Below are 24,072 nucleotides of genomic sequence, written 5' to 3' on the forward strand. Positions count from 1 at the left end.
CCGACGCCCCGCGGCCTCGAGCCGCACCCCGCGCTCCTCGACCGGCGTTCCCCTCGCCGGTCGAGGAGCGCAGCGTCCCGAGATCCACGTCACGACCGCCCACCAGAAGGATCACCGATGACCCTCACCGCGAAACCTGCGGCGGCCACCCCGCCCGCCGACGAGCCAGGGCCGCCCGCGGCATCCGCTCGCCCGAAGCGCGCCCGTCGCAGCCCGCTGACCTGGATCCGCGGCGGCGGCGCGTGGAACCTCGCGTTCCTCGCCCCGATGCTCATCGTCTTCGGCGTCTTCAGCTGGGGTCCGATCGTGCAGTCCGTGGTCATGAGCTTCCAGAAGACCAACCTCGTCAGCCCGCCCGTCTGGGTCGGACTCGACAACTTCGCGCGTGTGCTGAGCGACCCGAACCTGAGCACCGCGGTGCTCAACACCATGTACTTCGCCGGCCTCGCGCTGCTCTTCGGCTTCCCGCTGCCGATCATCATGGCCGTGCTCATGAGCGAGGTGAAGCGCGGCAAGGGCCTCTACAGCGCCCTCGCCTACCTGCCGGTCGTCGTGCCGCCCGTCGTGGCCGTGCTGCTGTGGAAGGTCTTCTACAACGCGAGCCCCGACGGCGTGTTCAACACGATCCTCGGCTTCTTCGGCATCCCGCCGCAGCCGTGGCTCCAGTCCTCGGCGACCGCGATGCCCTCGCTCGTCATCGAGGCGACCTGGGCCGCCGCAGGCGGATCGATCATCATCTACCTCGCCGCGCTCATCGCCGTTCCGCCGGAGCTCTACGACGCCGCCGAGGTCGACGGTGCGGGCATCTGGCGCAAGATCTGGCACGTCACGCTGCCGCAGCTGCGCGGCATCCTCTTCATCATGCTGATCCTGCAGGTCATCGGCACCGCGCAGGTCTTCCTCGAGCCGTACCTCTTCACCGGGGGCGGGCCGAACAACGCCACCCTCACCGTGCTCCTGCTCATCTATCGCTACGCCTTCCAGAACAGCCTCGGCGGCGCGTACGGCGAGGCCACCGCCCTCAGCCTCATGCTCGCGATCTTCCTCGGCCTGCTGAGCTGGCTCTACTTCAAGCTGACCGACCGTTGGAGCACGAATTGACCACCCCGGGAACGACCGCCCCCGCCACGACGCCCGTGTCGGGCCGGCTGCGCGCACAGCTCTCGGGCCTCGTGCGTCGACGCGAGAAGGACGCCGGCGACGACGGTGTCGACCGCGGCATCCTGAGCGATCACGACCGCAAGCGCGGTGGCGTCCGCGTCTCGATGTCGACCGTGCACGTGATCCTCTTCGTGGGACTCGTGATCGCCGGCCTCGGCCCGCTGCTCTGGCTCGCGAAGGCGGCGATCACGCCGACGCAGGACACCCTGAGCCAGCCGTTCGCCCTGTGGCCGAACGGCATGGACTGGGAGAACCTGTCGGCCGCGTGGAACGACATCCACATCGACCGCTACTTCTTCAACACCCTCGTCGTCGCGGCCGGCTCGTGGTTCTTCCAGGTGTTCATCGCGACCACCGCCGGCTATGCGCTCAGCGTGCTGCGGCCGAAGTACGCGCCGATCCTGAACGCGCTCGTGCTCGCGACGCTGTTCATCCCGGCCGTCGTGCTGCTCGTGCCGCTCTACCTCACGATCCTGCACCCGCCCGTCATCGGCGTCTCGATGCTGAACACCTATTGGGCGGTCTGGCTGCCCGCCGCCGCGAACGCGTTCAACATCCTGCTCATGAAGCGGTTCTTCGACTCGCTGCCGCGCGAGGTGTTCGAGGCGGCCCGCACCGACGGGGCCGGGCCGTTGCGCGTCTTCTGGTCGATCGTGCTGCCCATGTCGAAGCCCATCATCGGCGTCGTCTCGGTCTTCGCCGTGATCGCCGCGTGGAAGGACTTCCTCTGGCCGCTGCTCGTCCTGCCCGACCCCGCCGTACAGCCGCTGTCGGTGCGCCTGCCGGCCGTGCAGTCGCAGACCGAGCTCGACGTGTTCCTCGCGGCGCTCGCGATCTCGACGCTGATCCCCGTCGTGCTGTTCCTCGTCTTCCAGCGGCTGTTCCTGCGCGGCGCCGGCCTCGGCGGTGCGGTGAAGGGGTGAGCGGATGCCGCGGGCGGGCCACGCGGCCACGACTGCCGGATGTCGCAGGGCGGGCGTAGGCTGCCCGGCGTGGAGCATCCTCAGGTCGTCGACCCGCGGCATCCCCTCGTCGAACGCGTCCGGAGCCTGTGCCTCGTGCTGCCCGAGGCCGTCGAGGTCGAGGCGTGGGGCCGCCCGACGTTCCGCGCCGCCAAGCCGATCTTCACGTACGTCGGCGCGAGCATGGATCGCCCCCTCTCGATCGTCGTGAAGACCGACCCCGAGGAGCATCGCGCCCTCGTGCAAGACGACCGCTTCTACGGCGTGCCCTACTTCGACCGCAACCACTGGGTCGGCACCGACCTCGACGCGACCGGTACCGATTGGCAGCTGCTGGCGGAGCTCATCGAGACCTCGTACCGCCAGGTCGCGCTGAAACGCCAGCTCGCGGCGCTCGATTCACCGGGCGCCGCTGAGCGCTCGCTGTGAAAGGCGGTGCGGCCGGCGCTCGATTGGCGCGAGCACGAAGTGTGGGATAGAGTAACGGGGTTGCCTGCTGCTGAACACAGCGCAGAATACGACACAATTGAAGATCTGCGCCCGTAGCTCAACGGATAGAGCATCTGACTACGGATCAGAAGGTTGGGGGTTCGAATCCCTCCGGGCGCACGTGCATTGCCACAGTACTGGTTGAGACAGTACGAAAAGGCCCCGTCTTCGGACGGGGCCTTTTCGCTTTCCCGGCTGAGTCCTACGAGCCGTCGTCGGGGTCGCCGCCCGAGGCGGTGTCGGTCTCCTGGTTCGGATCGTCGGCCGCGTCGCCGGTCGTCGACCCGTCGCCGAGCTGCTCGGTGTACCGACGGCGTTCCTCGGAGACGTGGGTCGAACCCTCCGATTCGTCGGGCGGGGTGGGGCGTTCGGTGTCGCTCATGCTGCGACCGTACGCCGACCGCGTCCCGACGGCACGGGCTTGACAGGTGCCGCCGTGCGCCGGGCGGCCGTTCTCAACCCGGGAGGCCGACGCGCCGCGCGCTCTCCGCCCAGAACGCGTCGACGAGAGCCGCGTCGTGCTGTTGCGGGTGCGGCCGCCGCGGCGGCCTGCGGGCCTCGTAGTACCCTCCTGAGGCCCACGCGGCATCCGGTTCGCCGTCGATCGCCCAGAGCAGCTCGGCCGCGCCGCCGTCGGGCCGCTTCAGCACCCGGGCGAGCGGGCTGCCGTAGAAGAGCCGCATCGCGCGCGTGCCGGTCTGCCGGCCGAAGTTGGAGGCGACGTCGCCGGGGTGCACGGCGACCGAGGCGATGCCGTCGCGACGATGGCGGTCGTGCAGGCCTCTCGTGAAGAGGATGTTCGCGAGCTTCGCGTCGCCGTACGCCTTCAGCGGGTCGTACACGCCGGTCTGGTCGAGGTCGTCGAGATCGAGCCGGCCGTACTTGCGGGCCGCGGCGCTCGAGGTCGTGACCACGGTCGCGCCGCTCCGGCCGAGCACGTCGACGAGCAGGTTCGTGAGCAGGAACCCGGCATCGTGGTCGACCTGCATCGTGCGCTCGTGGCCGTCGACCGTCACGGCCCGGCTGCCGAAGACGCCGCCCGCGTTGTTCGCCAGCACGTCGATGCGGTCGGTGCGTTCCCGGATGGCCCGTGCGAGTTCGCGGACGTCGTCGAGCCGTTCGAAGTCCGCGACGAACGCCTCGGCGCCGAGCGGTTCGGCCACCAGCGCGAGCTTCTCCGCCGACCGCCCGACGAGCAGCAGCCGATCACCGCGTTCGGCCAGCCGCCGGGCGAGCGCGGCGCCGATGCCGTCGGAGGCACCCGTGATCACGATCGTGCGTTCGGTCATCTCCGGCCTTTCGGGGTCGCCCGAGAATACTCGACGCCACGGCGCGGTCGGCCCCGTCGAACGGCCCGGGAACGGGTGAGGCCCCCGATCCGCAGATCGGGGGCCTCACGTTGATGCGAGCGAGCGGATGCCGCGTCGCGGCGTTCGCGCCTCCGTCGGGGTCAGCGCGTCTCGCCGCCCGACGGGGCCGCGCTCTCGGCGACCAGGCGCTCGTCGCCGCCGGCGGCTTCGGTGGAGGACCCGGTCGTCGCGGCATCCGTCACCGCATCGCCTTCGGCCGAGCCGGACGCGGAGTCGGCGCCCTCGGACTCGGCGGTGGCTGCGGCGAGCTCCGCCTCGAGGCGACGGTCGGCACGCAGCGTGCGGATCGCGAACGCCACGGCTGCGGCCCAGATCACGGCGATGGCGATGAGCACCGAGCTCGTGACGAGCGCCGACGCCTCGGCGACGATGAGGATCGTGCGGGCGTTCGTGAACACGATGAGGCCGCCGACGAGCGAGCCGAGCAGGCGCGGGGGCAGCTTGCGCACGAGCCACGCGGCGAGCGGGGCGGCGAGCACGCCGCCGGCGAGGAGCGCGAGCACCCACCCGAGGTCGAAGCCCTCGGCGCCGAGGCCGATGAAGAAGCCGATGCTCGCGGCGACCGAGACGAGGAACTCGCTCGTGTCGATCGAGCCGATGACCTTGCGGGGCTCGATGCGGCCCGAGGCGAGCAGGGCGGGCGTGCCCACGGGGCCCCAGCCGCCGCCGCCGGTGGCGTCGAGGAATCCGCCGATGAGGCCGACCGGCGCGAGGAAGCGCAGGCGGAGCGGCTTGGCGGAGTCGACCTTCGGCAGGGCGCGGAACGTGAAGCGCACGAGGAGGTAGGCGCCGAGGGCGAGGAGGATGCCGGCCATGAGGGGCTTCGCGGCATCCGTCGACAGCGACGACAGCACGGTCGCGCCGAGGAAGGCGCCGATCGCGCCCGGGATGCCGATGCGGAGCACGACCTTCCAGTCGACGTTGCCGAAGCGCCAGTGCGAGGCGCCGGAGGCGAGGGTCGTGCCGATCTCGGCGAGGTGCACCGACGCGCTCGCCGCTGCGGGGTTCGCACCGATCGCGAGCAGCAGGGTGGTCGACGTGACGCCGTACGCCATGCCGAGCGCGCCGTCGACGAGCTGGGCGGCGAACCCGACGAGCGCCAGGAGGACGAGGGTCTGCATCACGCCTTCTTTCCGAGAGGTTGGGGTCCCTGGACGGGACTGGATCACCCGGGAATCTATGGGCGTCGCGGGAGAGCCGACAACCGTCATGTCGAACCAAGTCCCCGCATGACGCCGCACGTCGTAACACGGGAATGCGCTCGAAGCCGGCCCGGATCGGTCGCCCGAGCGCATGGAGTCGTGCAGCGGAGGCCCGCCGACCGGTGCGGAGAGCACTCTCCGGATCCTGAGGATTCGCTGTGCAGCGCCTGCCGCGATGCCGTATGATCTTTCCCCTGCCGGTCTGTCCGGTTACGCTCGGTGGAACTTGTGATGGAACGCCGACCGCGAAGGCTCGGGACATGGCCGCACGGTTCTCAGGGGGTCTTCGGGTGGCGTCGGTGATGACGACCACCGACATCGACGAGCGTTCGACGGTCGGTGCAGCGGGGGGCAACGCCAGACTCGCCGACTCCGGCGAGCCCGCGGGTGGGCGCCGGCCTTCCGACAGGCGGCCTTCCGGTGGCCGGACTTCCAGTGGTCGGCCCTCCGATGGGCGGCCCGACCAGCGGCGGCCTGTCACCAGGAGGGATGCCGCTTCGCGACGCGATGCCGCGGCCAAGCGCCGCGAGGCCCGCCGCCGGCTCGACGGGCTCCGCGACAACGCCACGGCCACCGTGATGCGCCGCGTGCTCGCGATCCTCATCTCGCTGTTCCTGGGCGTCGCCGTGTTCCAGGTGTTCGCGCCGCGGCTCGGCGCTCCGATCGACGCCGCCTGGCACGACCGTCACGCCGGCGCGATCCTCATCGGCGCGTGCGCCGCCGTCGGCGTCTTCGTGGCGCTGACGATCGCGTCGGCCTCGCGCTCGGGCGTTGAGCTGCTCCACCGGGTCGGCATCCACTCGACGCCCGAGAACCGGGCGGTGCTCGCGGCGGGCTCGTGGTTCGCGGCAGCTGCGCTCGGCGTGCACTTCTCGGCCGCGGCGTTCAATCCCGTGCCAGGCGGGCAGTGGGTGGTCGCGGTCGTGCTCGGCGGCGGGCTCGCGCTCGCCGTGTTCTGCCTGCACCGCATCGCCGTGCACGACCACGCGTACCGCACCTTCAACCTCGCGGCGCTCACGCTCGCGGCCGGTGCGATCGCGAGCATGAGCCTGACCGGCACCGGGTCGTGGTGGGCGCTGAACTTCAGCACGCTCGGCACGACCGACGATGCCGCGGCCTTCTCGTTCAACGCGGGTGCCGTGCTCTCCGGGCTCGCCATGGTGCTGCTGGCGCGCGCGCTGACGAGCGGGCTCGCCGCGCCGCGCTTCGGCGCCTCCGTGGTCGGCATCCGCGTGCTGCGGGTGTTCATCGTGCTGCTCGGCCTCTGTCTCGCGGGCGTCGGACTCGTGCCGATCGACACCGCGACGGCCGTGCACAACGGGTTCGCCCTCGGTGCGGCGGTGTGCTTCGCGGTGCCGGCGTTGAGCCTGCGGCTGCTGGTGCCGGCCGCACCCCGCCGCCTCGTCGCGCTCTCCATCGGATTCGTCGTCGTCGAGGCCTGCGCGATGGTGTTCTACGACGGCCTGCACGTGTTCAGCCTCACCGTGTTCGAGATCGTCGCCTTCTCGCTCATCTTCATCTGGCTCATCGCGCTCACGGTCATGTCGCGCGAGCCGGGCACGATCAAGGCCACGGCGTCGGATGCCGCGGGCGCGGCGCTCGCGGCCCTGCAGGTCGCACAGCGCAGCGTCTCCCGCAAGGTGAAGGTGCTGCACGTCGAGTTCCCGGCGATACTGGCCGAGGAGCGCGTGCCCGACGGCACGGAGCTGGAACACGTCCCGAAGGCGAGAGGGGTCCCGCGGTGAGCGATGCAGAGGCTGTCGACGAGGTCGTCGAGATCGAGCGAGAGGATGCCGCGCGCCGCTACGTCGTGACCGTCGACGGCGTGCAGGCGGGCGTCGCGGTGTTCGTGGCCTCGCCGTCGGCGGTGACCTTCACGCACACCGTCGTGGATCCGGCGTTCGGCGGGCGGGGCATCGGCAGCCGACTTGCGAAGTTCGCCCTCGACGACACGGTCGCGCGCGGACTCCGCATCGTGCCGCGGTGCCCGTTCATCGCGGCGTACCTGCGCGAACACCCCGGGTACGAGGCATCCGTCGACTGGCCCTGAACATCACTCATTTACCCCTCTTTCGGGGCACTGTGCGCGGCGCCTGACGGGGATAGCATTCGAGCAGACCAGAGTCGGCCCGATACCGACCGGTCCGCCATGTGCGGGTCCGGGGACCATGACATGACTGATATTCCCTCTGGAATGCCTCGCCGAGCTCAGTTCGGGTCGCTCGGCAGGGGGAGGCCTCCAGAGAGGCCGCGGTGGGGCGGGAGGTAGGGTTCCCGTCCCACTGTCATGTCGTCTGCCTGGTCGGTGCATGGCTGGCGCCCAGCCGACCGCATGCGCGCGCGGAGACGGCTTGCGGGCGCGCGTCGGGGTGCGCGTCAGTCGCGGGACTCGGGGCCTTCGCCCACCAGTGGGTCGGCGATCGCCAGGCGCATGCGGCGGCAGAGATCGGTGAGCGCCACGAGTTCGTCGTCGTCGAGCCCGGCCCCGACGTTGCGCTCGATGGCGAGCATGTGCTCGAGTGCGACCTGACGGTACAGCGAGAAGCCGTGGTCGGTCATCGCGACGATCGTGCCGCGACCGTCGTCGGGGTCTGGCGACTTGGTGACGAGGTCTCGCGCCGCCAGTCGGTCGACCATGCGGCTCACGCTCGGCTGGCTGATGAGCACGGAGCGGTTCAGGTCCTTCAGACGCAGCCGGCGACCCGGCGACCGCGAGATGTTGAACAGCACGTCGTATTCGTTCAGCGAGATGAGCGCGGTCGGGAACGTGTCGGCCAGGGCGCGCATCACGGTGACCTGTGCTCGGAACAGGGATTCCCAAGCGGAGACGGCGATCACTCGGTCGGCCACGCGACTCCTTCGGCTCGATGGTCGGCATTGGAGTCCGGATGCCGCGCCGATCGCGACGCAGGACTCCTCACCCAGAATAGGCAACCCCGCGCCGAATGGGCGGTCGGCCCTCGGGTTTCGCCCGGACCCGGAAACGGATGAGGGCCGGACGTAGAGGCTGACGTCCGACCCTCACCCTTGCACCAAGAGTGTCCTGCAATCACATTCCACACCGACCGCCACAGCAAACAGTCGGTGCACAACCGAATATATAACGGATAGGTAACGGGCGCTAGTTATCAATCTGTGATTTTTCGGAGACCTTCCGAAGAGTTCGCCATGAGGGACTCGGATGCGCCGATCTGCGGCGGATTTCACGACCTCTCCGGGGCTCGCCGTCGGCCCGACCGTAGGGCATCGAACGCACGACCGCGCACAGCGAACGCACGACGGCCCGCAGCGCGAGGTGCGCGGCGGGCCGTCGGGCGGTGCTCGGTCTGGCGGTATGCTCGGGAGCGCGGTGCTCGGGAGCCGCGCGCTCAGTACAGGTCGGGCGAGGGCGTCGAGGCCTGGCGGATCGACACGTCGGCGTGACGGTCGAAGCGGTAGCCGACGCCGCGCACGGTGCGCACGATGTCCTGGTAGTGCGCGAGCTTGGAGCGCAGGCGACGCACGTGCACGTCGATGGTGCGCTCGCTCGGCACCTCTTCTTCACCGGCCCAGAGGTTGTCGATGAGCTCGTGGCGGTCGATCGTGCGGCCCTCGCGGAGCACGAGGAACTGGAGCAGCTCGAACTCCTTGTAGGTGAGGCCGGCCGGCTCGCCGTCGAGGAGCACGCGCTTGCGTGAGATGTCGATGATCACGCCGTTGGGGTGGCGGTCGGCGTCGGCGCGGGCGTCGCCGGCGTCGCGCTGCTTTGCGAGCGCGGCGGGGTCCTGCAGCGCGAGGCGAACGACGTCGACGTCACGGCCGCCGGCCCCTGCCGGGGCCAGCGCGACGGCGGCGTAGGTCTCGGCCGACGGGGCGATCTCGCCGGTGAGTGCGCGAAGCGCCTCGACGATGCGGTGCAGCGTGGTGCCGTCGACGTCGGCCTTGGACTCGTCGATGCCGACGTAGAGCACGAAGCCGCGGGCCTCGGTGCCCTCGGGCACGGCGCGGACACGGGGAGCGCGGTCGGCGAGGGGAGCGGTCGGAGCGGCACCGGTCGGAGCCTGCAGCGGAGCCGCGCTGCGGATGGCCGAGCCGCTGATGCGGGGAGCCGCGGTGAGCGGGGCCTCGGTGCGAGCGGCGGTGGTGGTGCGGACGGGAGCGAGAGCGAGAGACATGATGGGTTCCTTGCGAGAAGAAGGTGCAGCGAACACCCCGTACGACGGGGTGGAGCGATGGCCGAGAAGGGGCCGGTGTTCGAACCCGGGTGAACGGGGTTCGGGGAGTCGCTGCCGAGCGGAGAAACGATCGGCTACGGCGACTCGGCGGTCAGGTCGCGGTCAGCGGCACATTCGACAACACATGGAAGCACGCGCCGACATCATCATGTCGGTCGTCCTGAGGGCCTCGTGGGCGATCAGGGTGCGTGCGGTGTCAGTCATGAGCGATAGTCAATCCGACGGGTCGGGATGTGTCAATCCGTGACGGTCGCGTGACGTCTCATGACGGCGCAGACGGTGCAGGCTGCGCCGCGGCATCCGGGAGGATCAGCCAAGCCGAACGTCAGCATGGAAGAAGCTGCGAAAATCGCATTCTGAAAAAAATCTTCTACGTCTGATTCGCGGCATGAGCCGAAACAGCCGAAGATCCTTCGGCGATCGGGGTGGGCGGTGCGCAGCATAGAGGTTCTCGGCGCCCGGTTCGCCCGCATGCTGCGAGGGCTCCGGCGAGACGGGTCGCCCGATCGGTTCGAGCAGACTCCACGACCGACCGGGCGAGCGCGGCTCAGACGGTGCCGTAGAGGCGGTCGCCGGCGTCGCCGAGGCCGGGAACGATGTAACCGTGCTCGTTGAGCCGCTCGTCGACCGCACCGAGCACGACGGTCACGTCGTGGCCCTCGAGCTCCTTCTCGATGAAGGCGAGACCCTCGGGCGCCGCGAGGATGCAGATCGCCGTGACATCCGTCGCCCCGCGCTTCAGCAGGAACTCGATGGCGGCCGCGAGTGAACCGCCCGTGGCGAGCATGGGATCGAGCACGAAGCACTGACGGCCGGTGAGGTCGTCGGGCAGGCGCTCGGCGTAGGTGGTCGGCTCGAGCGTCTCTTCGTTGCGGGCCATGCCCAGGAACCCGACCTCGGCCGTCGGCACGAGCTTCGTCATGCCCTCGAGCATGCCGAGCCCGGCGCGGAGGATCGGCACGATGAGCGGACGCGGCTCGGCGATGCGCACGCCGGTCGTGGGCGACACGGGAGTCTGGATCTCGACCGGCTCGACCCGCACCCCGCGCGTGCCCTCGTAGGCGAGCAGGGTCATGAGTTCTTCGACGAGTGCGCGGAACACCGGTGACGGCGTGTTCACGTCGCGGAGGACCGTCAGCTTGTGGGTGATGAGCGGGTGGTCTGCAACGTGGACTCGCATAGGCTCGAGTCTAGTTTGCGGCGTCGTCGCAGAGGGAGGGCCGATGGAGCAGCAGATCCATCGCGAATGGATGCAGGCCGCACTCGCCGAGGCCGCGCTCGCGCCCGCCACGGGCGACGTGCCGGTCGGTGCGATCGTCGTCGACGGCGAGGGCCGGGTGATCGCCGCGCGCCACAACGAGCGCGAGCTCACCGGTGATCCGACGGCGCACGCCGAGGTGCTCGCGCTGCGCGACGCCGCCGCCGAGCACGGGGAGTGGCGGCTCGAGGGCTGCACGCTCGTCGTCACGCTCGAGCCGTGCGTGATGTGCGCCGGTGCGATCCTCGCCGCACGCGTGCCGACCGTGGTCTTCGGCGCCTGGGACGACAAGGCGGGCGCCGCCGGCTCGCTCTACGACGTGCTGCGCGACCGGCGGCTCAACCATCGCGTCGAGGTCTACGCCGGTGTCGAGGCGGATGTCGCGGCGTCGCAGCTGCTGGCCTTCTTCGGCGACGCCGAGCACCGCCCGTCGTCGTCTTCGCCGGTCGAGTAGCGAGCGCTACGCGGCGGAGTGGCCCCGGTCGCGGGCTTCGAGTCCGGCGAGGTACTCGCCGAGCAGGGCGGCCGACGCGGCTTCGGCGGGCGCGCCGTACGACGCGCGCTCCTCGCGCAGGCGCTCGGTGCTGAGTCCGTAGGCGGGCAGCTCGTCGCCCCAGGCGTCGAGCCACTCCTCGTGGATCTCGGTCGTCACCTCGGGGTGGAACTGCACCGCGAGCAGCCACTCGTCGCGCCGGAACGCCTGGTTCTCGTACTGGGGCGACTCGGCGAGCCGCTCGACGCCCTCGGGCAGGTCGAACGTGTCGCCGTGCCACTGCACGGTCGGCACCCCGGCGAAGTGCCGCACGGGAGAGTCGGCGCCGGCCTCGGTCGGCGCGACCTCGAGCCAGCCGACCTCCTTGCGCTCGCCGGGGTACACCCGCGCGCCGAGTGCGGCGGCGAGCAGTTGCGCTCCGAGGCAGACGCCGAAGATCGGCGCCTCGGCCTCGATGCGCGCCTGGAGCAGGCGCAGCTCGTCGGCCAGGTAGGGGTAGCGGTCGGTCTCGTACGCGCCTTCCTCGCCGCCGAGCACGACGACGAGGTCGGCGGCCAACGGGTCGAGCGCGGCGACATCCGTCACCGGGGCGTCGATCGTGGCCACGTCGTAGCCGTGCGCCGCGAGCGTCGGACCGAGGTTGCCGAGGCCGATCGCGAAGTCGTGCCGCAGCACGAGGGCCGTGCGACGTGCGGATGCCGCGGCATCCGTCATTCGAGGCCCTTGATGACGATCGCGTCGGTGGGCGGCGCGACGAGGTTCGGGTCGACGTAGACGTCGGGCTCGATGTAGATGATGCGGGCCGACGGGACGGCCGTGCGGATGCGCTGCTCGATGACGTTGGTCGCGGCGGCGACCTCGAGCAGCGGCTGGTCGGAGGCGAACCCGAGCTTCGCGGCGACGAGCAGCTCGTCGGGGCCGAGGTACAGGGTCTTCATGTGGATGATGCGCTCGATCTCGGGGCCGGCGTTGATGGCGGCCTCGATCTTCGAGACGTCGTCGTCGGTCGCGCCCTCGCCGACGAGCAGGCTCTTCGTCTCGACGCCGAGGATGACCGCGACGAGCACGAGCAGCGTGCCGATCGCGAGGGTGCCGACGGCGTCGTACGTCGGGTCGCCGGTGATGACCGTGAGGCCGACGCCGAGCAGGGCGAACACCAGGCCGGTGAGGGCGGCGACGTCTTCGAGCAGCACGACGGGCAGCTCGGGGGCCTTCGCGCGCCGCACGAACTGCACCCAGCTCTGCGCGCCGCGCAGCGGGTTCGACTCCTTGATCGCCGTGCGGAGCGAGAACGACTCGAGCACGATGGCGACCGCCAGCACGAGGAGGGGAAGCCACGCGTTGGTGAGCTCGTGCGGGTGCGTCAGCTTCTCGATGCCCTCGTAGATCGAGAACACGCCGCCGACCGAGAACAGGATGATCGACACGACGAAGGCGTACACGTAGCGTTCGCGGCCGTAGCCGAACGGGTGCTCCTTGTCGGCCGACTTCTTCGCCTTGCGGCCGCCGAGCATGAGCAGCAGCTGGTTGCCCGAGTCGGCGACCGAGTGGATGGCCTCGGCGAGCATCGACGCGGAGCCCGAGAAGAACCATGCGATGAATTTGGTGATGGCGATGCCGAGGTTCGCGAGGAATGCCGCGACGATCGCCTTGCTGCCGCCTGATGCGCTCATGCGCCAATCCTAGGATGGGACGCATGCCTGATCGATCGCCCGTGACGCTGCCCACGATCGCCTTCCTCGGAGCCGGGTCCATGGCCCGAGCCGTGCTCACGGGGCTGCTCGCGCCGGGCATCGAGATCGACGGCGGCATCCGCGCCACGAATCGGTCGGCGGCCAACGCGGACACGCTGTCGGAGCTCGACGGCGTCACGGCCTTCGCCACCGAGACGGATGCCGCGGCGAACCGCACGGCCGTCGCCGGCGCGAAGATCGTGGTCGTCGCCGTGAAGCCCGCGATGGTGCCCGACCTGCTGCGCGAGATCGCCGATGCGCTCGAGCCCGACGCGGTCGTCGTCTCGGTCGCGGCGGGCGTCACCGTCGCCACGTTCGAGTCGCTGCTGCCGTCGTCGGTCGCCGTGATCCGCTCGATGCCGAACACGCCCGCCCTCGTCGGCCGGGCGGTCACCGGGGTTGCGGCCGGCACCCGTTCGAGCGAGGCCGATCTCGCGCTCGCCGTGACCCTCTTCGAGACCGTCGGCGACGTGATCGTGGTTCCCGAAGAGCAGATCGACGCGCTCTCGACGATCTCGGGCTCGGGGCCCGCCTACGTCTTCTACCTGATCGAGCAGCTCACGGCCGCCGCCGTCGCCAAGGGCTTCACGCCCGAGCAAGCGGCGCTCATGGTGCAGGGCACGTTCCGCGGGGCGAGCGAGCTGCTCGCGGCCTCCGACGTCGACCCGACCGAGCTGCGCCGCCGCGTCACGAGCCCCAAGGGCACCACCGAGCGGGCCGTCGCCGTGCTCGAGGGCGCCGGGCTCGAGCAGATCTTCACCGAGGCGACGGATGCCGCGCTCGCGCGGGCCCGTGAGTTGGCGGCGGGGGCGTGAGCGGGGCCGGCCGTCGGTCGAGCGGCACTGATGCGCCTCCTCGGCCGGCTTTCGCCCCGCTCGACTTCAGCGGTGAGCCGCGGTTCGCGTGGCGCGGCGTCATGCTCGACGTCGCGCGCCGGTTCCGCCCGATGCCCGAGCTGCGGCGCTTCGTCGACCTGCTCGCCGCGCACCGCATCACGGTGCTCCAGCTGCACCTGACCGACGACCAGGGCTGGCGGTTCGAGGTGCTGGCGTATCCGCGGCTGACCGGGATCGGCGGTCGCCGCTCGGAGTCCCAGCTCGGGCACGGCCCCGACTCGACGCTCGACGGCGTGCCGCACGAGGGGTGGTACTCGCAGCACGAGCTGCGCGAGCTGGTCGCGTATGCGGCCGCCCGCGGCATCCGCGTGGTGCCCGAGATCGACGTGCCGGGTCATGCCAAGGCGATCCTCGCGGCGTATCCCGAGTTCGGCGTCGGCGCCCTCGACGACGTGCGCGCGCGCAACCTCGAGCCGTGGACGCGGTACGGCATCAACGACGAGGTGCTGAACGTCGAGGACGCGACGATCGCGTTCGTCGCCACCGTGTTCGACGAGCTGTGCGACGTGTTCGACGCCGACGTCGTGGGCTTCGGCGGCGACGAGGCGCAGAAGACGCGCTGGCAGGACGACGCCCGAACGCAGGAGCTCATGGCCGAACGTGGTCTGGCCTCGGTCGAGGAGCTGCAGTCGTGGTTCCTCGCGCAGGTCGCCGACCGCCTGCGTTCGCGCGGCCGTCGCGCCGTCGGCTGGGACGAGATGCTCGAGGGCCGCGACCCGGCGCCCGACGCCGTCGTCGCCTCGTGGCGCGGGCCCGTCGGCGCCGAACTCGGCGCGCGCCTCGGCCACGACGTCGTGCTCTGCCCCGACCTCTGGACCTACTTCGACTACCGGCAGTCGGATGCCGCAGACGAGCCGATCCCGGTCGGCACCGTGCTCTCGCTCGAAGACGCGGCCTCGTTCGATCCGCTCGGCGACGGCGCGTCCGCGTCGTCCGCGTCGGCTGCGCTGCGGGAGCGCGTGATCGGCGTGCAGGCCAACGTTTGGACCGAGCACCTCGACACCCGCGACCGCCTCGACTACGCCGTGTTCCCACGGCTCGGGGCGTTCGCCGAGGTGGCCTGGCACGGGCGCGCGCTCGACTGGGCGTCGTTCAGCTCGCGCCTGCCCGACTACCTCGCGTGGCTCGAGGAGCAGGGCGTCGACTCCCGGCCGCTCGACGGCCCACGGCCCGAGCAGCAGCGACCGGGCGTCCCGGGGGTGCCGCGCGAGCGGGCGGCGCGCATCGCCGAGCTCGAGCGCCTGACGGCGTCGCTCGCGGAGGTCGCGGGCGCCTAGCTGTACTGAGTCATCACCTAGGCGCGATCCGTCAGCGACCCGTGAGCCGCTCGACGAGCGGGCCGAGCCGCACGGCGTGCTCGGACGACATCGTGAGGTAGGAGACTCCTGCGGCGTCACGCAGTTGCTCGAGGTGGGCCGCGTCGAGGTCGTCATCGCCCGAGAGCAGGCTCGCGGCTCCCGCCTCGCGCATGCCGGACGAGGTCAGTCCGAGCCGGGAGCGCAGCCACTCGGGCAAGTCGTCGCCCACTCCCGCGATCTGCAACGCGATCTCGAGGTCAGCGCCCGCTCGGCCGCGTGCCCGCGAGGCGAGTTCGGCGACCTCGTCGACCGTGGCGGTCGGCGGCACGGCGAGGGCCAGCGTCGCAGCGCGGGCACCGGCGAGCCGCAGCATCCGGTCGCCGCTGCCGGCGATGACGACGGGCAACTCCGGCAGCTCGGAGCGCGCCGCGTCGACGATCGCCTCGACCGCGTCGACGCGTCTGGCCGGAGCACCCCACTCGACACCGAGCCGTGCAGCATCGTGTTCGCCTCCCGGGCGGCCGGCGCCCAGTCCGAGTTCGAAGCGGCCGTCCGAGAGCTCGTGCAGGGTCCTGGCGTCGCGCACCGTCTCGGCGGGCGAGTGGAGCGGGGCAGCCAGCACCCAGGTGCCGAGGTGCAGCCGCTCGGTCGCCGTCGCCGCCGCGGTGAGCGCGAGCAGCGGCGAGTCGGTCTGCAGCGTGTCGGGCACGAGCAGGGTCGAGAAGCCGCGCTGCTCGAGCTCGTGGGCGGTCGTCGCCCATGAGGCCGCCGTCGCGCACCGACCGACGACCGCGCCGAACCTGAAGGGGTGTCTCGTCATGGTTCGATCCTGCGCGGGGCGGCGCCGCGGCGCATCCGCTCGGGGGCGGCATCTCGGGTACTCCGACGGGTGTACGCGACGGGCGCCGCCGAACCCGGGTGGGACGGCTCTTACGGCTCGAAGCGGTAGCCCATGCCCGGCTCGTTGAGGAAGTGCCGGGGCTCGGCGGGCACGGGCTCGAGCTTGCGGCGCAGCTGCGCCACGTAGAGGCGCAGGTACCCGGCGTCGTTCGCGTGGAACGGCCCCCACACCTCGCCGAGCAGCATCTGGCGGGTGAGCAGGCGACCGGGGTTCTTCAGGAACAGCTCGAGCAGGCGCCATTCGGTCGGCGTCAGGCGAACGGATGCCGCGTCACCGGCGTCGCTGCGGATCGTCTTGGCCACGAGATCGACGGTGAGGTCGCCGATGCGCACCGTCGCGGCATCCGCCCCCTCGTCGGAGACCGAGCGCGCCCGGGCGCGGATGCGGGCGAGCAGCTCGTCCATCGCGAACGGCTTGGTGACGTAGTCGTCGGCGCCCGCGTCGAGCGCCTCGACCTTCTCGGCGGAGTCGGTGCGGCCCGAGAGCACGAGGATCGGCACCTTCGACCACGCTCGCACCGCGCGGATCACGTCGAACCCGTCGACCCGCGGCATGCCGAGGTCGAGCAGGATCAGGTCGGGGTGCCCGTTCGCCGCGAGATCGATCGCCTCGGCCCCGTCGCGCGCCGCGATGACGTCGTAGCCGCGCGCGGCGAGCGTGATGCGCAGGGCGCGCTGCAGCTGGTCGTCGTCGTCGGCGAGGAGGATCCTCACGGGGTCTCCTTCTCGGTCGGAGGGGCGGATGCCGCGGGCGGGCCGGCGGGCGATGCGGGCGCGTTCGCGACGGGCCCGTCGGGTTCGGCCACGGGCAGCGTCACGACCATGGTCAGCCCGCCGCCTGGGGTGTCCTCGACCTCGAGGCTGCCGCGCATGCCCTCGGCGAAGCCCTTCGAGAGCGCGAGGCCGAGGCCGAGTCCGGTCTCGTTGTCGGTGTCGCCGAGGCGCTGGAACGGGGTGAAGATCTCGTCGCGACGCTCGACGGGCACGCCGGGTCCGCGGTCGACAACGCGCAGCTCGGACTGCTCGCGGAACGTGCTCGTGGCCACGCGCACGCGCTCGCCCGCGGGGCTGTGCCGCACGGCGTTGGCGAGCAGGTTCACGACGACGCGCTGGAGCAGCACGGCGTCGGCCTGCACGGGCAGCGTGTCGTCGGCGAGGTCGAGCTCGACGTCGGCCGGGCCGAGCGCGAGCTCGTCGAGCGCGGCGAACACCACGTCGGCCAGGTGGGTCGGCGCGAGCGAGACGCCGAGGGCGCCGGCCTGCACCCGGCTCACGTCGAGCAGGTCGGTCACGAGTGCGGCCAGCGAGTCGAGGCTCTCGGCCGCGGTGTCGAGCAGTTCGGCGCGTTCCGATGTCTCGAGCCTGAGGTCTGGCGTGCGCAGGGCGCTCACGGCGGCCGATGCCGACGTGAGCGGGCGCCGCAGGTCGTGGCCGACCGCGGCGAGCAGCGCGGACCGCACGCGGTCGGTCTCGGCGAGCACACCGGCTGTCGACGCGGCCGAGGTCAGGGCGCCGTGCTCGATGGCCTGCTCGATCTGGGTCGCGATGACCTGCAGCAGGCGACGCTCGGAGGCCTCGAGGTCGCGGCCGTGCAGCTCGAGCACGGCGCCGCCCGCGAGGGCGACGCTCGTCACCCGGTCGTCGGGCGTCGGCTCGCCGTCGGCGACGCGCACCGTGCCGTCGATGACGAGGCGCACGCCGCTGAGCCCGAACGCCTCGCGCGTGCGCGTGACCATGGCCTGCAGGGCGTCCTCGCCGCGCAGCACGCTGCCGGCCATGCCCGCGAGCAGCTGCGACTCGGCCGCCGCGCGCCGGGCCTCGCTCGTGCGCCTGGCGGCCTGGTCGACGACGTAGCTCACGAGCAGCGCGTTCGCGACGTAGAACACGAGCGCGAGGAACTGCCTGGGGTCGGCGATCGTGAGCGTGTGCACGGGCGCGACGAAGAGGAAGTTCAGGGTGAGGCCCGAGAGCACGGCCGCGAAGAGCGCCGGCCAGATGCCGCCCACGAGCGCCACGACGATGACGAGCAGCTGGTAGGCGAGCACGTCGCTCGTGATGGACGCCTCGGTGTGCTGGCTCACGAGCAGCCAGCTGAGCAGGGGGCCGGCGACGAGTGCGATCGCGCCGCCCGCGATGAGCCGGCGTCGACCGAGCGACCCTCCGAGCTTCGGCAGCGAGAACCGCGATCCGGCCGAGGCGTGCGTGACGATGTGCACGTCGATGTCGCCAGACTCGCGGATGACGGTGGCCCCGATGCCCGGCCCCGACAGTGCGGCGGCCAGGCGAGAACGCCGGCTGACGCCGATCACGAGCTGCGTGGCATCCGACGCCTTCGCGAACTCGACGAGCGCTCGCGGCACGTCTTCGCCGACGACCTGGTGGAAGCTGCCGCCGAGCTGCTCGGCGAGCGTGCGCTGCGCATCGAGGGCTCCCGGATGCCGCGGGCGCATGCCGTCTGGGTTCGTGACGTGCACGGCGATGAGCTCGCCGCCCGACGACCTCGACGCGATGCGCGCGCCGCGTCGCAGCAGGGTCTCGCCCTCCGGACCGCCGGTGAGGGCGACGACGACGCGCTCGCGCGCCTCCCACGTGCGGTCGATGCCGTGCTCGGCGCGGTAGGCCTTCAGCGCGGAGTCGACCTCGTCGGCGAGCCAGAGCAGGGCGAGTTCACGCAGGGCGGTGAGGTTGCCGAGGCGGAAGTAGTTCGACAGTGCGGCATCGATGCGCTCGGCCGGGTAGACCAGGCCGCCGGAGAGCCGGTCGCGCAGCGCCTGCGGGGCGAGGTCGACGACCTCGATCTGGTCGGCGTCGCGCAGCACCCGGTCGGGAATCGTCTCGCGCTGCGGCACGCCCGTGATCTGCAGCACGACGTCGCCGAGCGACTCGATGTGCTGGGCGTTGACCGTCGAGATCACGTCGATGCCGGCGTCGAGCAGCTCGTCGACGTCCTGCCAGCGCTTCGCATGGCGAGACCCTGGCGCGTTCGTGTGCGCGAGCTCGTCGACGAGGGCGATGGCGGGCCTGCGTGCGAGCACGGCGTCGAGGTCCATCTCGGCGAGGTCCATTCCGCGGTGCGCCACCGCGTTGCGCGGCACGACCTCGAGCCCGTCGACCATGGCCGCCGTCGCGGCCCGCCCGTGCGTCTCGACGAACGCCACGACGACGTCGTTGCCCTCGGCGGCGAGGCGCTTGCCCTCCTCGAGCATCGTGTACGTCTTGCCGACGCCGGGGGCGGCGCCGAGCAGGACCCGAAGCCGCCCCTTCTTCATGCGCCTACTCCCCGAGTGCTGCGAGGGCGAGGTTCAGCTCGAGCACGTTCACGGTCGGATCGCCCAGGTATCCGAGATCCCGTGCCTGAATCCTAGACTCCACGAGGTCGGCGACCTCGGCTTCGGGCAGGCCTCGCGCGGCGGCGACGCGGGCGACCTGCAGCCGTGCGTACTCGGGGCTGATGTGCGGGTCGAGCCCCGACGCCGAGGCGGTCAGCGCGTCGACCGGCACCTCGTCAGGCGAGACGCCGTCGAACTCGGCGACCTGGGCGCGACGCTCCTCGATGGCGGCGACGAGGTCGGCGTTCTCGGGTCCGTAGTTGCTGCCGCTGGACGCGCCGCCGTCGTAGCCGTCGCCTGCGGCGCTCGGCCTGGGCTGGAACCATTCGGGCAGTGGCGCGCCCTCGGCATCCGTGGACGACTGCCCGATCAGCGACGAGCCGACGACGGTGCCGGAGCCGTCGCGGAGCATCGAGCCGTTCGCCTGGGCCGGCAGCACGAGCTGGCCGACGCCGGTGATGACGAGTGCGTAGGCGACGCCGAGCACCGCGGTGAAGATGAGCATCGCGCGGAGGGCGACCCAGTGGGTGCGCACCGTGGTGCGAGTGGAGCTCATGGTGTGATTCCTTTCGAGTCCGGGCCTAGAACCCGGGGATGAGGCTGACGACGAGGTCGATCAGCTTGATGCCGATGAAGGGGGCGATGATGCCGCCGAGGCCGTAGACCAGCAGGTTGCGGCTGAGGATCGCCGAGGCGCCGCCGGCCTGGTACTTCACGCCACGCAGCGCCAGCGGGATCAGGATCACGATGATGATCGCGTTGAAGACGATCGCCGACAGGATCGCCGAGGCGGGCGAGTGCAGCTGCATGACGTTCAGCACCGCGAGCCCGGGGAAGATGCCCGCGAACATCGAGGGGATGATCGCGAAGTACTTCGCGACGTCGTTCGCGATCGAGAACGTCGTGAGCGCGCCGCGCGTGATGAGCAGCTGCTTGCCGATGCGCACGATCTCGATGAGCTTCGTCGGGTCGGAGTCGAGGTCGACCATGTTGCCGGCCTCCTTCGCGGCCGACGTGCCCGTGTTCATCGCGACGCCGACGTCGGCCTGTGCGAGCGCCGGGGCGTCGTTCGTGCCGTCGCCGGTCATCGCGACGAGGTTGCCGCCGGCCTGCTCGCGCTTGATGAGTGCCATCTTGTCTTCGGGCGTCGCCTCGGCGAGGTAGTCGTCGACGCCCGCCTCGGCCGCGATGGCCTTCGCCGTGAGCGGGTTGTCGCCCGTGATCATGACCGTGCGGATGCCCATCGCGCGCAGTTCGGCGAACCGCTCGGTGAGGCCGTCCTTCACGACGTCCTTCAGGTGCACGACGCCGAGCACGGTCGCGGTGCCGTCGGCCGAGCGCCTGGCGACCACGAGGGGGGTCCCGCCGCTGTTCGAGATCGTCTCGATGCGCTGTTCGAGCTCGTCGCGGGTCGCCTGAGTCAGGGGGGCGGATGTCTCGACCCACGCGATGACCGCAGACCCGGCGCCCTTGCGCACGACCGTGCCGTCGGCGAGGTCGAGGCCCGACCTGCGGGTCTGCGCGGTGAACGGCACGACGTCGCCCGGAGGGGCGGCGTCGATCCGGATGCCGTGCTCGGCCGCGAGGTCGACGATCGACGCGCCCTCGGGCGTCGGGTCGGCGAGCGACGAGAGTGCCGCCGCCCGCACGAGCTCGAACGCGGGCACGCCGGGCATCGGCACGAACGCGCTCGCGCGCCGGTTGCCGTAGGTGATCGTGCCGGTCTTGTCGAGGAGCAGCGTCGTGACGTCGCCCGCCGCTTCGACCGCGCGGCCCGACATCGCGAGCACGTTGCGCTGCACGAGGCGGTCCATGCCGGCGATGCCGATGGCCGAGAGTAGCGCGCCGATCGTCGTCGGGATCAGGCAGACCAGGAGGGCGATGAGCACGGGGATGCTCGCCGGCGTCGCGGCGTACGAGGCGATCGGGTTCAGCGTGAGCGCGACGACCACGAAGACGATCGAGAGGCTCGCGAGCAGGATGTTCAGCGCGATCTCGTTCGGCGTCTTCTGGCGCGACGCGCCCTCGACGAGCGCGATCATGCGATCGACGAAGGTCTCGCCGGGCTTCGACGTGATGCGCACCACGATGCGGTCCGAGAGCACGCGGGTGCCGCCGGTGACCGCCGACCGGTCGCCGCCCGACTCGCGGACGACCGGGGCCGACTCGCCCGTGATGGCCGACTCGTCGACCGAGGCGATGCCGTGCACGATGTCGCCGTCGCCCGGAATGAGCTGGCCCGCCGTGACGACGACGAGGTCGCCGAGCTGGAGGTCGGCCGAGGAGACCTCTCGCAGCGGCGTGCGCTCGGCCGCGGCATCCGACACCTCGTCGTAGGCCGTGACGACGAAGGCGGCCGTCGAGGTGCGGGTCTGGCGCAGGGTGTCGGCCTGCGCCTTGCCGCGGCCCTCGGCGATCGACTCGGCGAGGTTCGCGAAGAGCACGGTGAGCCAGAGCCACACGGCGATGCCCCACGTGAACGTGACGGGCACCGCGGTGCCGCCCGAAGAACCCGGCCCGCCGAGGAACGGCTCGGCGATGGCGAGCGCCGTGGTGAACACGGCACCGATCTCGACGATGAACATGACGGGATTGCGCCACATGAGCCGGGGATCGAGCTTTCGGAACGCGCCGGGCATGGCCTGCACGATCTGGGTCGGTCCGAACGCGCTCGCCGAGCGCTTCGACGGTGAGCCCGCGGGTCGGCCGTGGCCGTCGGCGGACTCGGGGACCGGTTCAGGCGACGGCTTGGGAGTGGAGGCGATGGTGGACATGGATCAGTTCAGCCCTTCAGCCAGGGGGCCCAGCGTGAGCACGGGGAAGTAGGTGAGCGCGGTCACGATGACCGTCACCCCGATGAGGAGGCCGACGAACTGCGGCCGGTGGGTGGGCAGGGTGCCGGCGGTCGCGGGAACCTTGTCCTGCGCGGCGAGCGAGCCGGCGAGGGCCAGCACGAGCACGATCGGGATGAACCGGCCGAGCAGCATCGCCACGCCGAGCGCCGTGTTGAACCACGGCGTGTTCGCCGTGAGTCCGGCGAACGCCGAGCCGTTGTTGTTCGACGCGCTCGTGAAGGCGTAGAGCACCTCGCTCATGCCGTGGATGCCGGGGTTCCAGATCGAGGTCGACTCGACGTCCTCGCGGATGCCGGGGATCGCGAACGAGAGCGCGGTGCCCGCGAGCACGAGCGTCGGCGTGACGAGGATGTAGAGGCTCGCGAGCTTGATCTCGCGCGGCCCGATCTTCTTGCCGAGGTACTCGGGCGTGCGGCCGACCAGGAGCCCCGCGATGAACACGGCGATGACCGCGAGCACGAGCATGCCGTAGAGGCCCGACCCGACGCCGCCCGGGGCGACCTCGCCGAGCATCATGTTCAGCATCGGCATCATGCCGCCGAGCGCCGTGAACGAGTCGTGCATCGCGTTGACCGCACCCGTCGACGTGAGGGTCGACGTGGTGCCGAACAGCGCGGAGCCGAAGCTGCCGAAGCGCGCCTCCTTGCCCTCCATCGCGCCGCCCGCGAGTTCGGGCGCCGTGCCGTTGCCGGCCGCCTCGAGGGCGCTCAGTGCGAACAGCGAGACCACGAAGAGCGTCGCCATGACGGCGAGGATCGCGTAGCCCTGCTTGTTCGAACCGACCATCCTGCCGAAGGTGCGCGGCAGCGCGAAGGGGATCGCGAGCATGAGCACGTTCTGGAAGAGGCTCGTCCAGGCGGTCGGGTTCTCGAACGGATGCGCGGAGTTGGCGTTGAAGAAGCCGCCGCCGTTCGTGCCGAGCAGCTTGATCACCTCCTGCGAGGCGACCGGGCCGCCCGGGATCGACTGCGTGTTGCCGGCGAGCGTCGTGATCTCGGTGAAGCCGGTGAAGTTCTGCACGACGCCGCCGACGATGAGCACGATCGCGCCGACCACCGAGAGCCTCAGGAGCAGGCGGAACGAGCCGCGGAACAGGTCGACCCAGAAATTGCCGATCGTGCCCGACCCGCGGCGTGCGAAGCCGCGCACGAGCGTGATCGCCACGGCGATGCCGACGGCGGCCGACACGAAGTTCTGCACGGCGAGGCCGGCGAGCTGCACGGTGTAGCCCATGGTCAGCTCGGGCGAGTACGACTGCCAGTTCGTGTTCGCCACGAACGACGCCGCCGTGTTGAACGACAGGCCCTCGGGCACCGCGGGCAGGCCGAGCGAGTACGGCAGCACCGCCTGGGTGCGCTGCAGCACGTAGACGAACAGCACGCCGATGACCGAGAACGCGAGCACCCCGCGCAGGTACGCGGGCCACGACTGCTCTGCGCGCGGGTCGATGCCGATGAGCCGGTAGAGGCCGCGTTCGACCTTCCAGTCGCGGTCGCTCGTGTACAGGTTCGCCATGTAGTCGCCGAGGGGGCGGTAGATGAGCGCGAGGATCAGGGCGAGGGTGGCCGCCTGGAAGACGGCGAACATCGCATCCATCAGAACCGCTCGGGTTTGACGAGGGCGTACACCAGGTACACCACAGCGGCGACACCCAACGCGGCAGCGAGGAGTTCGAAGAAGATCACAGCTTCTCGACCCCCCTGGCGATGAGGCCGACGAGGACGAACACGGCGAGGATGCCGAGAATGTAGACGACGTCGAGCACGAAGACTCCAAGTTCACGGATGCCGCGGGCCGCAGCGGCGGCGAGCGGGCAGCGGTTCGCTGCACCTGCGATGCAACACCTCGGTCGGGCGGGCGCGGCCGATCCTCACGGATCCCTAACGGGTCGGATGCGGCATCCGAACGGCTC

At 71.1% G+C, this 24,072-nt stretch carries 23 protein-coding genes and 1 tRNA gene; 9 read left to right on the plus strand and 15 right to left on the minus strand.

Annotated features, from left to right (window positions below; all coding sequences use genetic code 11):
* The first annotated feature begins 117 nt into the window (after positions 1-117).
* The 4 genes from GQR16_RS15740 to GQR16_RS15755 all read left to right on the plus strand — a co-directional run bounded on the left by GQR16_RS15740 (position 118) and on the right by GQR16_RS15755 (position 2,732).
* On the plus strand, positions 118-1,101 hold the full coding sequence (locus tag GQR16_RS15740) for a carbohydrate ABC transporter permease (protein WP_211373547.1): 984 nt from the start codon (positions 118-120) through the stop codon (positions 1,099-1,101).
* Positions 1,098-2,084, plus strand: coding sequence for a carbohydrate ABC transporter permease (locus GQR16_RS15745; protein WP_211373548.1), 987 nt, complete (start codon positions 1,098-1,100; stop codon positions 2,082-2,084). Before GQR16_RS15740 ends, GQR16_RS15745 begins: the two co-directional genes overlap by 4 nt.
* A gap of 69 nt (positions 2,085-2,153) precedes the next feature.
* Positions 2,154-2,552 carry an MmcQ/YjbR family DNA-binding protein gene (locus tag GQR16_RS15750; RefSeq protein WP_157416104.1) on the plus strand — a complete coding sequence of 133 codons (399 nt, stop codon included), beginning with the start codon at positions 2,154-2,156 and terminating at the stop codon, positions 2,550-2,552.
* Between the two features lie 107 nt (positions 2,553-2,659).
* Positions 2,660-2,732 (plus strand) — tRNA-Arg (locus GQR16_RS15755).
* An 82-nt stretch (positions 2,733-2,814) separates the two neighbouring features.
* Here the strand turns inward: GQR16_RS15755 and GQR16_RS15760 are convergent.
* From GQR16_RS15760 to GQR16_RS15770, 3 genes are all read right to left on the minus strand, one after another.
* Positions 2,815-2,994, minus strand: coding sequence for a hypothetical protein (locus GQR16_RS15760; RefSeq protein ID WP_157416105.1), 180 nt, complete (start codon positions 2,992-2,994; stop codon positions 2,815-2,817).
* A 73-nt stretch (positions 2,995-3,067) separates the two neighbouring features.
* Positions 3,068-3,901: an SDR family NAD(P)-dependent oxidoreductase gene (locus GQR16_RS15765; RefSeq protein WP_157416106.1), complete on the minus strand. Its 834-nt coding sequence runs from the start codon at positions 3,899-3,901 to the stop codon at positions 3,068-3,070.
* A gap of 161 nt (positions 3,902-4,062) precedes the next feature.
* Positions 4,063-5,103, minus strand: coding sequence for a sulfite exporter TauE/SafE family protein (locus tag GQR16_RS15770; RefSeq protein ID WP_157416107.1), 1,041 nt, complete (start codon positions 5,101-5,103; stop codon positions 4,063-4,065).
* A 383-nt stretch (positions 5,104-5,486) separates the two neighbouring features.
* On the opposite strand from GQR16_RS15770, the gene GQR16_RS15775 reads away from it, so the two are divergent.
* Entirely contained in the window at positions 5,487-6,929 is a 1,443-nt protein-coding gene (locus GQR16_RS15775) for a hypothetical protein (protein ID WP_157416108.1), read from the plus strand.
* Positions 6,926-7,234: a GNAT family N-acetyltransferase gene (locus tag GQR16_RS15780; protein ID WP_157416109.1), complete on the plus strand. Its 309-nt coding sequence runs from the start codon at positions 6,926-6,928 to the stop codon at positions 7,232-7,234. The genes GQR16_RS15775 and GQR16_RS15780 overlap by 4 nt, the downstream gene beginning before the upstream one ends.
* Positions 7,235-7,560: 326 nt before the next feature.
* On the opposite strand, the gene GQR16_RS15785 is transcribed toward GQR16_RS15780, so the two are convergent.
* From GQR16_RS15785 to upp, 3 genes are all read right to left on the minus strand, one after another.
* Positions 7,561-8,034, minus strand: coding sequence for a MarR family winged helix-turn-helix transcriptional regulator (locus tag GQR16_RS15785; protein WP_246200877.1), 474 nt, complete (start codon positions 8,032-8,034; stop codon positions 7,561-7,563).
* Between the two features lie 518 nt (positions 8,035-8,552).
* Entirely contained in the window at positions 8,553-9,338 is a 786-nt protein-coding gene (locus tag GQR16_RS15790; protein WP_157416110.1) for a winged helix-turn-helix domain-containing protein, read from the minus strand.
* 607 nt (positions 9,339-9,945) lie between these two features.
* Positions 9,946-10,578, minus strand: coding sequence for a uracil phosphoribosyltransferase (gene upp, locus GQR16_RS15795; RefSeq protein ID WP_157416111.1), 633 nt, complete (start codon positions 10,576-10,578; stop codon positions 9,946-9,948).
* A 43-nt stretch (positions 10,579-10,621) separates the two neighbouring features.
* Here upp and tadA point away from each other — a divergent pair, with 43 nt between their 5' ends.
* Complete coding sequence (gene tadA / locus GQR16_RS15800) at positions 10,622-11,110, plus strand: tRNA adenosine(34) deaminase TadA (protein ID WP_246200878.1); 489 nt, start codon at positions 10,622-10,624, stop codon at positions 11,108-11,110.
* 6 nt (positions 11,111-11,116) lie between these two features.
* Here tadA and GQR16_RS15805 read toward each other — a convergent pair whose 3' ends face one another.
* Together GQR16_RS15805 and GQR16_RS15810 are read right to left on the minus strand one after the other, a co-directional pair.
* Positions 11,117-11,863, minus strand: coding sequence for a glutamine amidotransferase-related protein (locus GQR16_RS15805; RefSeq protein WP_157416112.1), 747 nt, complete (start codon positions 11,861-11,863; stop codon positions 11,117-11,119).
* Positions 11,860-12,822 (minus strand): cation diffusion facilitator family transporter, encoded by a 963-nt coding sequence (locus GQR16_RS15810; RefSeq protein ID WP_157416113.1) that lies wholly within the window; start codon positions 12,820-12,822, stop codon positions 11,860-11,862. Before GQR16_RS15810 ends, GQR16_RS15805 begins: the two co-directional genes overlap by 4 nt.
* A 23-nt stretch (positions 12,823-12,845) precedes the next feature.
* On the opposite strand from GQR16_RS15810, the gene proC reads away from it, so the two are divergent.
* Positions 12,846-13,697, plus strand: a complete 852-nt coding sequence (gene proC, locus GQR16_RS15815; RefSeq protein WP_157416114.1) for a pyrroline-5-carboxylate reductase — start codon at positions 12,846-12,848, stop codon at positions 13,695-13,697.
* Positions 13,694-15,055 carry a beta-N-acetylhexosaminidase gene (locus GQR16_RS15820; RefSeq protein ID WP_281351392.1) on the plus strand — a complete coding sequence of 454 codons (1,362 nt, stop codon included), beginning with the start codon at positions 13,694-13,696 and terminating at the stop codon, positions 15,053-15,055. The genes proC and GQR16_RS15820 overlap by 4 nt, the downstream gene beginning before the upstream one ends.
* A 31-nt stretch (positions 15,056-15,086) precedes the next feature.
* Here GQR16_RS15820 and GQR16_RS15825 read toward each other — a convergent pair whose 3' ends face one another.
* From GQR16_RS15825 to GQR16_RS20190, 7 genes are all read right to left on the minus strand, one after another.
* A complete protein-coding gene (locus GQR16_RS15825; RefSeq protein WP_157416116.1) occupies positions 15,087-15,896 on the minus strand; it encodes an LLM class flavin-dependent oxidoreductase in 810 nt (269 codons plus the stop codon).
* A 110-nt stretch (positions 15,897-16,006) separates the two neighbouring features.
* Entirely contained in the window at positions 16,007-16,690 is a 684-nt protein-coding gene (locus tag GQR16_RS15830) for a response regulator (protein ID WP_157416117.1), read from the minus strand.
* Positions 16,687-19,245 carry a sensor histidine kinase gene (locus tag GQR16_RS15835; protein ID WP_157416118.1) on the minus strand — a complete coding sequence of 853 codons (2,559 nt, stop codon included), beginning with the start codon at positions 19,243-19,245 and terminating at the stop codon, positions 16,687-16,689. The genes GQR16_RS15830 and GQR16_RS15835 overlap by 4 nt, the downstream gene beginning before the upstream one ends.
* Positions 19,246-19,249: 4 nt before the next feature.
* Complete coding sequence (gene kdpC / locus GQR16_RS15840) at positions 19,250-19,861, minus strand: potassium-transporting ATPase subunit KdpC (RefSeq protein WP_157416119.1); 612 nt, start codon at positions 19,859-19,861, stop codon at positions 19,250-19,252.
* A gap of 25 nt (positions 19,862-19,886) precedes the next feature.
* Positions 19,887-22,079 carry a potassium-transporting ATPase subunit KdpB gene (gene kdpB / locus GQR16_RS15845; protein ID WP_157416120.1) on the minus strand — a complete coding sequence of 731 codons (2,193 nt, stop codon included), beginning with the start codon at positions 22,077-22,079 and terminating at the stop codon, positions 19,887-19,889.
* 3 nt (positions 22,080-22,082) lie between these two features.
* Positions 22,083-23,756: a potassium-transporting ATPase subunit KdpA gene (gene kdpA, locus GQR16_RS15850; RefSeq protein WP_157416121.1), complete on the minus strand. Its 1,674-nt coding sequence runs from the start codon at positions 23,754-23,756 to the stop codon at positions 22,083-22,085.
* The gene (locus tag GQR16_RS20190; RefSeq protein WP_022891167.1) at positions 23,756-23,845 is read right to left on the minus strand and encodes a potassium-transporting ATPase subunit F; all 90 of its coding nucleotides are present in this window, start codon (positions 23,843-23,845) and stop codon (positions 23,756-23,758) included. The genes kdpA and GQR16_RS20190 overlap by 1 nt, the downstream gene beginning before the upstream one ends.
* Between the last annotated feature and the right edge of the window lie 227 nt (positions 23,846-24,072).

This window comes from Agromyces allii (genome assembly GCF_009749385.1).
Taxonomy (GTDB): domain Bacteria; phylum Actinomycetota; class Actinomycetes; order Actinomycetales; family Microbacteriaceae; genus Agromyces; species Agromyces allii.

Coding starts and splice junctions, on each gene's coding strand:
- kdpB (WP_157416120.1), bottom strand. CDS start 22,079: ATGTCCACCATCGCCTCCACTCCCAAGCCGTCGCCTGAACCGGTCCCC.
- GQR16_RS15805 (WP_157416112.1), bottom strand. CDS start 11,863: ATGACGGATGCCGCGGCATCCGCACGTCGCACGGCCCTCGTGCTGCGG.
- kdpA (WP_157416121.1), bottom strand. CDS start 23,756: ATGGATGCGATGTTCGCCGTCTTCCAGGCGGCCACCCTCGCCCTGATC.
- GQR16_RS15770 (WP_157416107.1), bottom strand. CDS start 5,103: ATGCAGACCCTCGTCCTCCTGGCGCTCGTCGGGTTCGCCGCCCAGCTC.
- GQR16_RS15765 (WP_157416106.1), bottom strand. CDS start 3,901: ATGACCGAACGCACGATCGTGATCACGGGTGCCTCCGACGGCATCGGC.
- GQR16_RS15835 (WP_157416118.1), bottom strand. CDS start 19,245: ATGAAGAAGGGGCGGCTTCGGGTCCTGCTCGGCGCCGCCCCCGGCGTC.
- GQR16_RS15825 (WP_157416116.1), bottom strand. CDS start 15,896: ATGACGAGACACCCCTTCAGGTTCGGCGCGGTCGTCGGTCGGTGCGCG.
- upp (WP_157416111.1), bottom strand. CDS start 10,578: ATGCGAGTCCACGTTGCAGACCACCCGCTCATCACCCACAAGCTGACG.
- kdpC (WP_157416119.1), bottom strand. CDS start 19,861: ATGAGCTCCACTCGCACCACGGTGCGCACCCACTGGGTCGCCCTCCGC.
- proC (WP_157416114.1), top strand. CDS start 12,846: ATGCCTGATCGATCGCCCGTGACGCTGCCCACGATCGCCTTCCTCGGA.
- GQR16_RS15760 (WP_157416105.1), bottom strand. CDS start 2,994: ATGAGCGACACCGAACGCCCCACCCCGCCCGACGAATCGGAGGGTTCG.
- GQR16_RS15740 (WP_211373547.1), top strand. CDS start 118: ATGACCCTCACCGCGAAACCTGCGGCGGCCACCCCGCCCGCCGACGAG.
- GQR16_RS15810 (WP_157416113.1), bottom strand. CDS start 12,822: ATGAGCGCATCAGGCGGCAGCAAGGCGATCGTCGCGGCATTCCTCGCG.
- tadA (WP_246200878.1), top strand. CDS start 10,622: ATGGAGCAGCAGATCCATCGCGAATGGATGCAGGCCGCACTCGCCGAG.
- GQR16_RS15790 (WP_157416110.1), bottom strand. CDS start 9,338: ATGTCTCTCGCTCTCGCTCCCGTCCGCACCACCACCGCCGCTCGCACC.
- GQR16_RS15775 (WP_157416108.1), top strand. CDS start 5,487: ATGACGACCACCGACATCGACGAGCGTTCGACGGTCGGTGCAGCGGGG.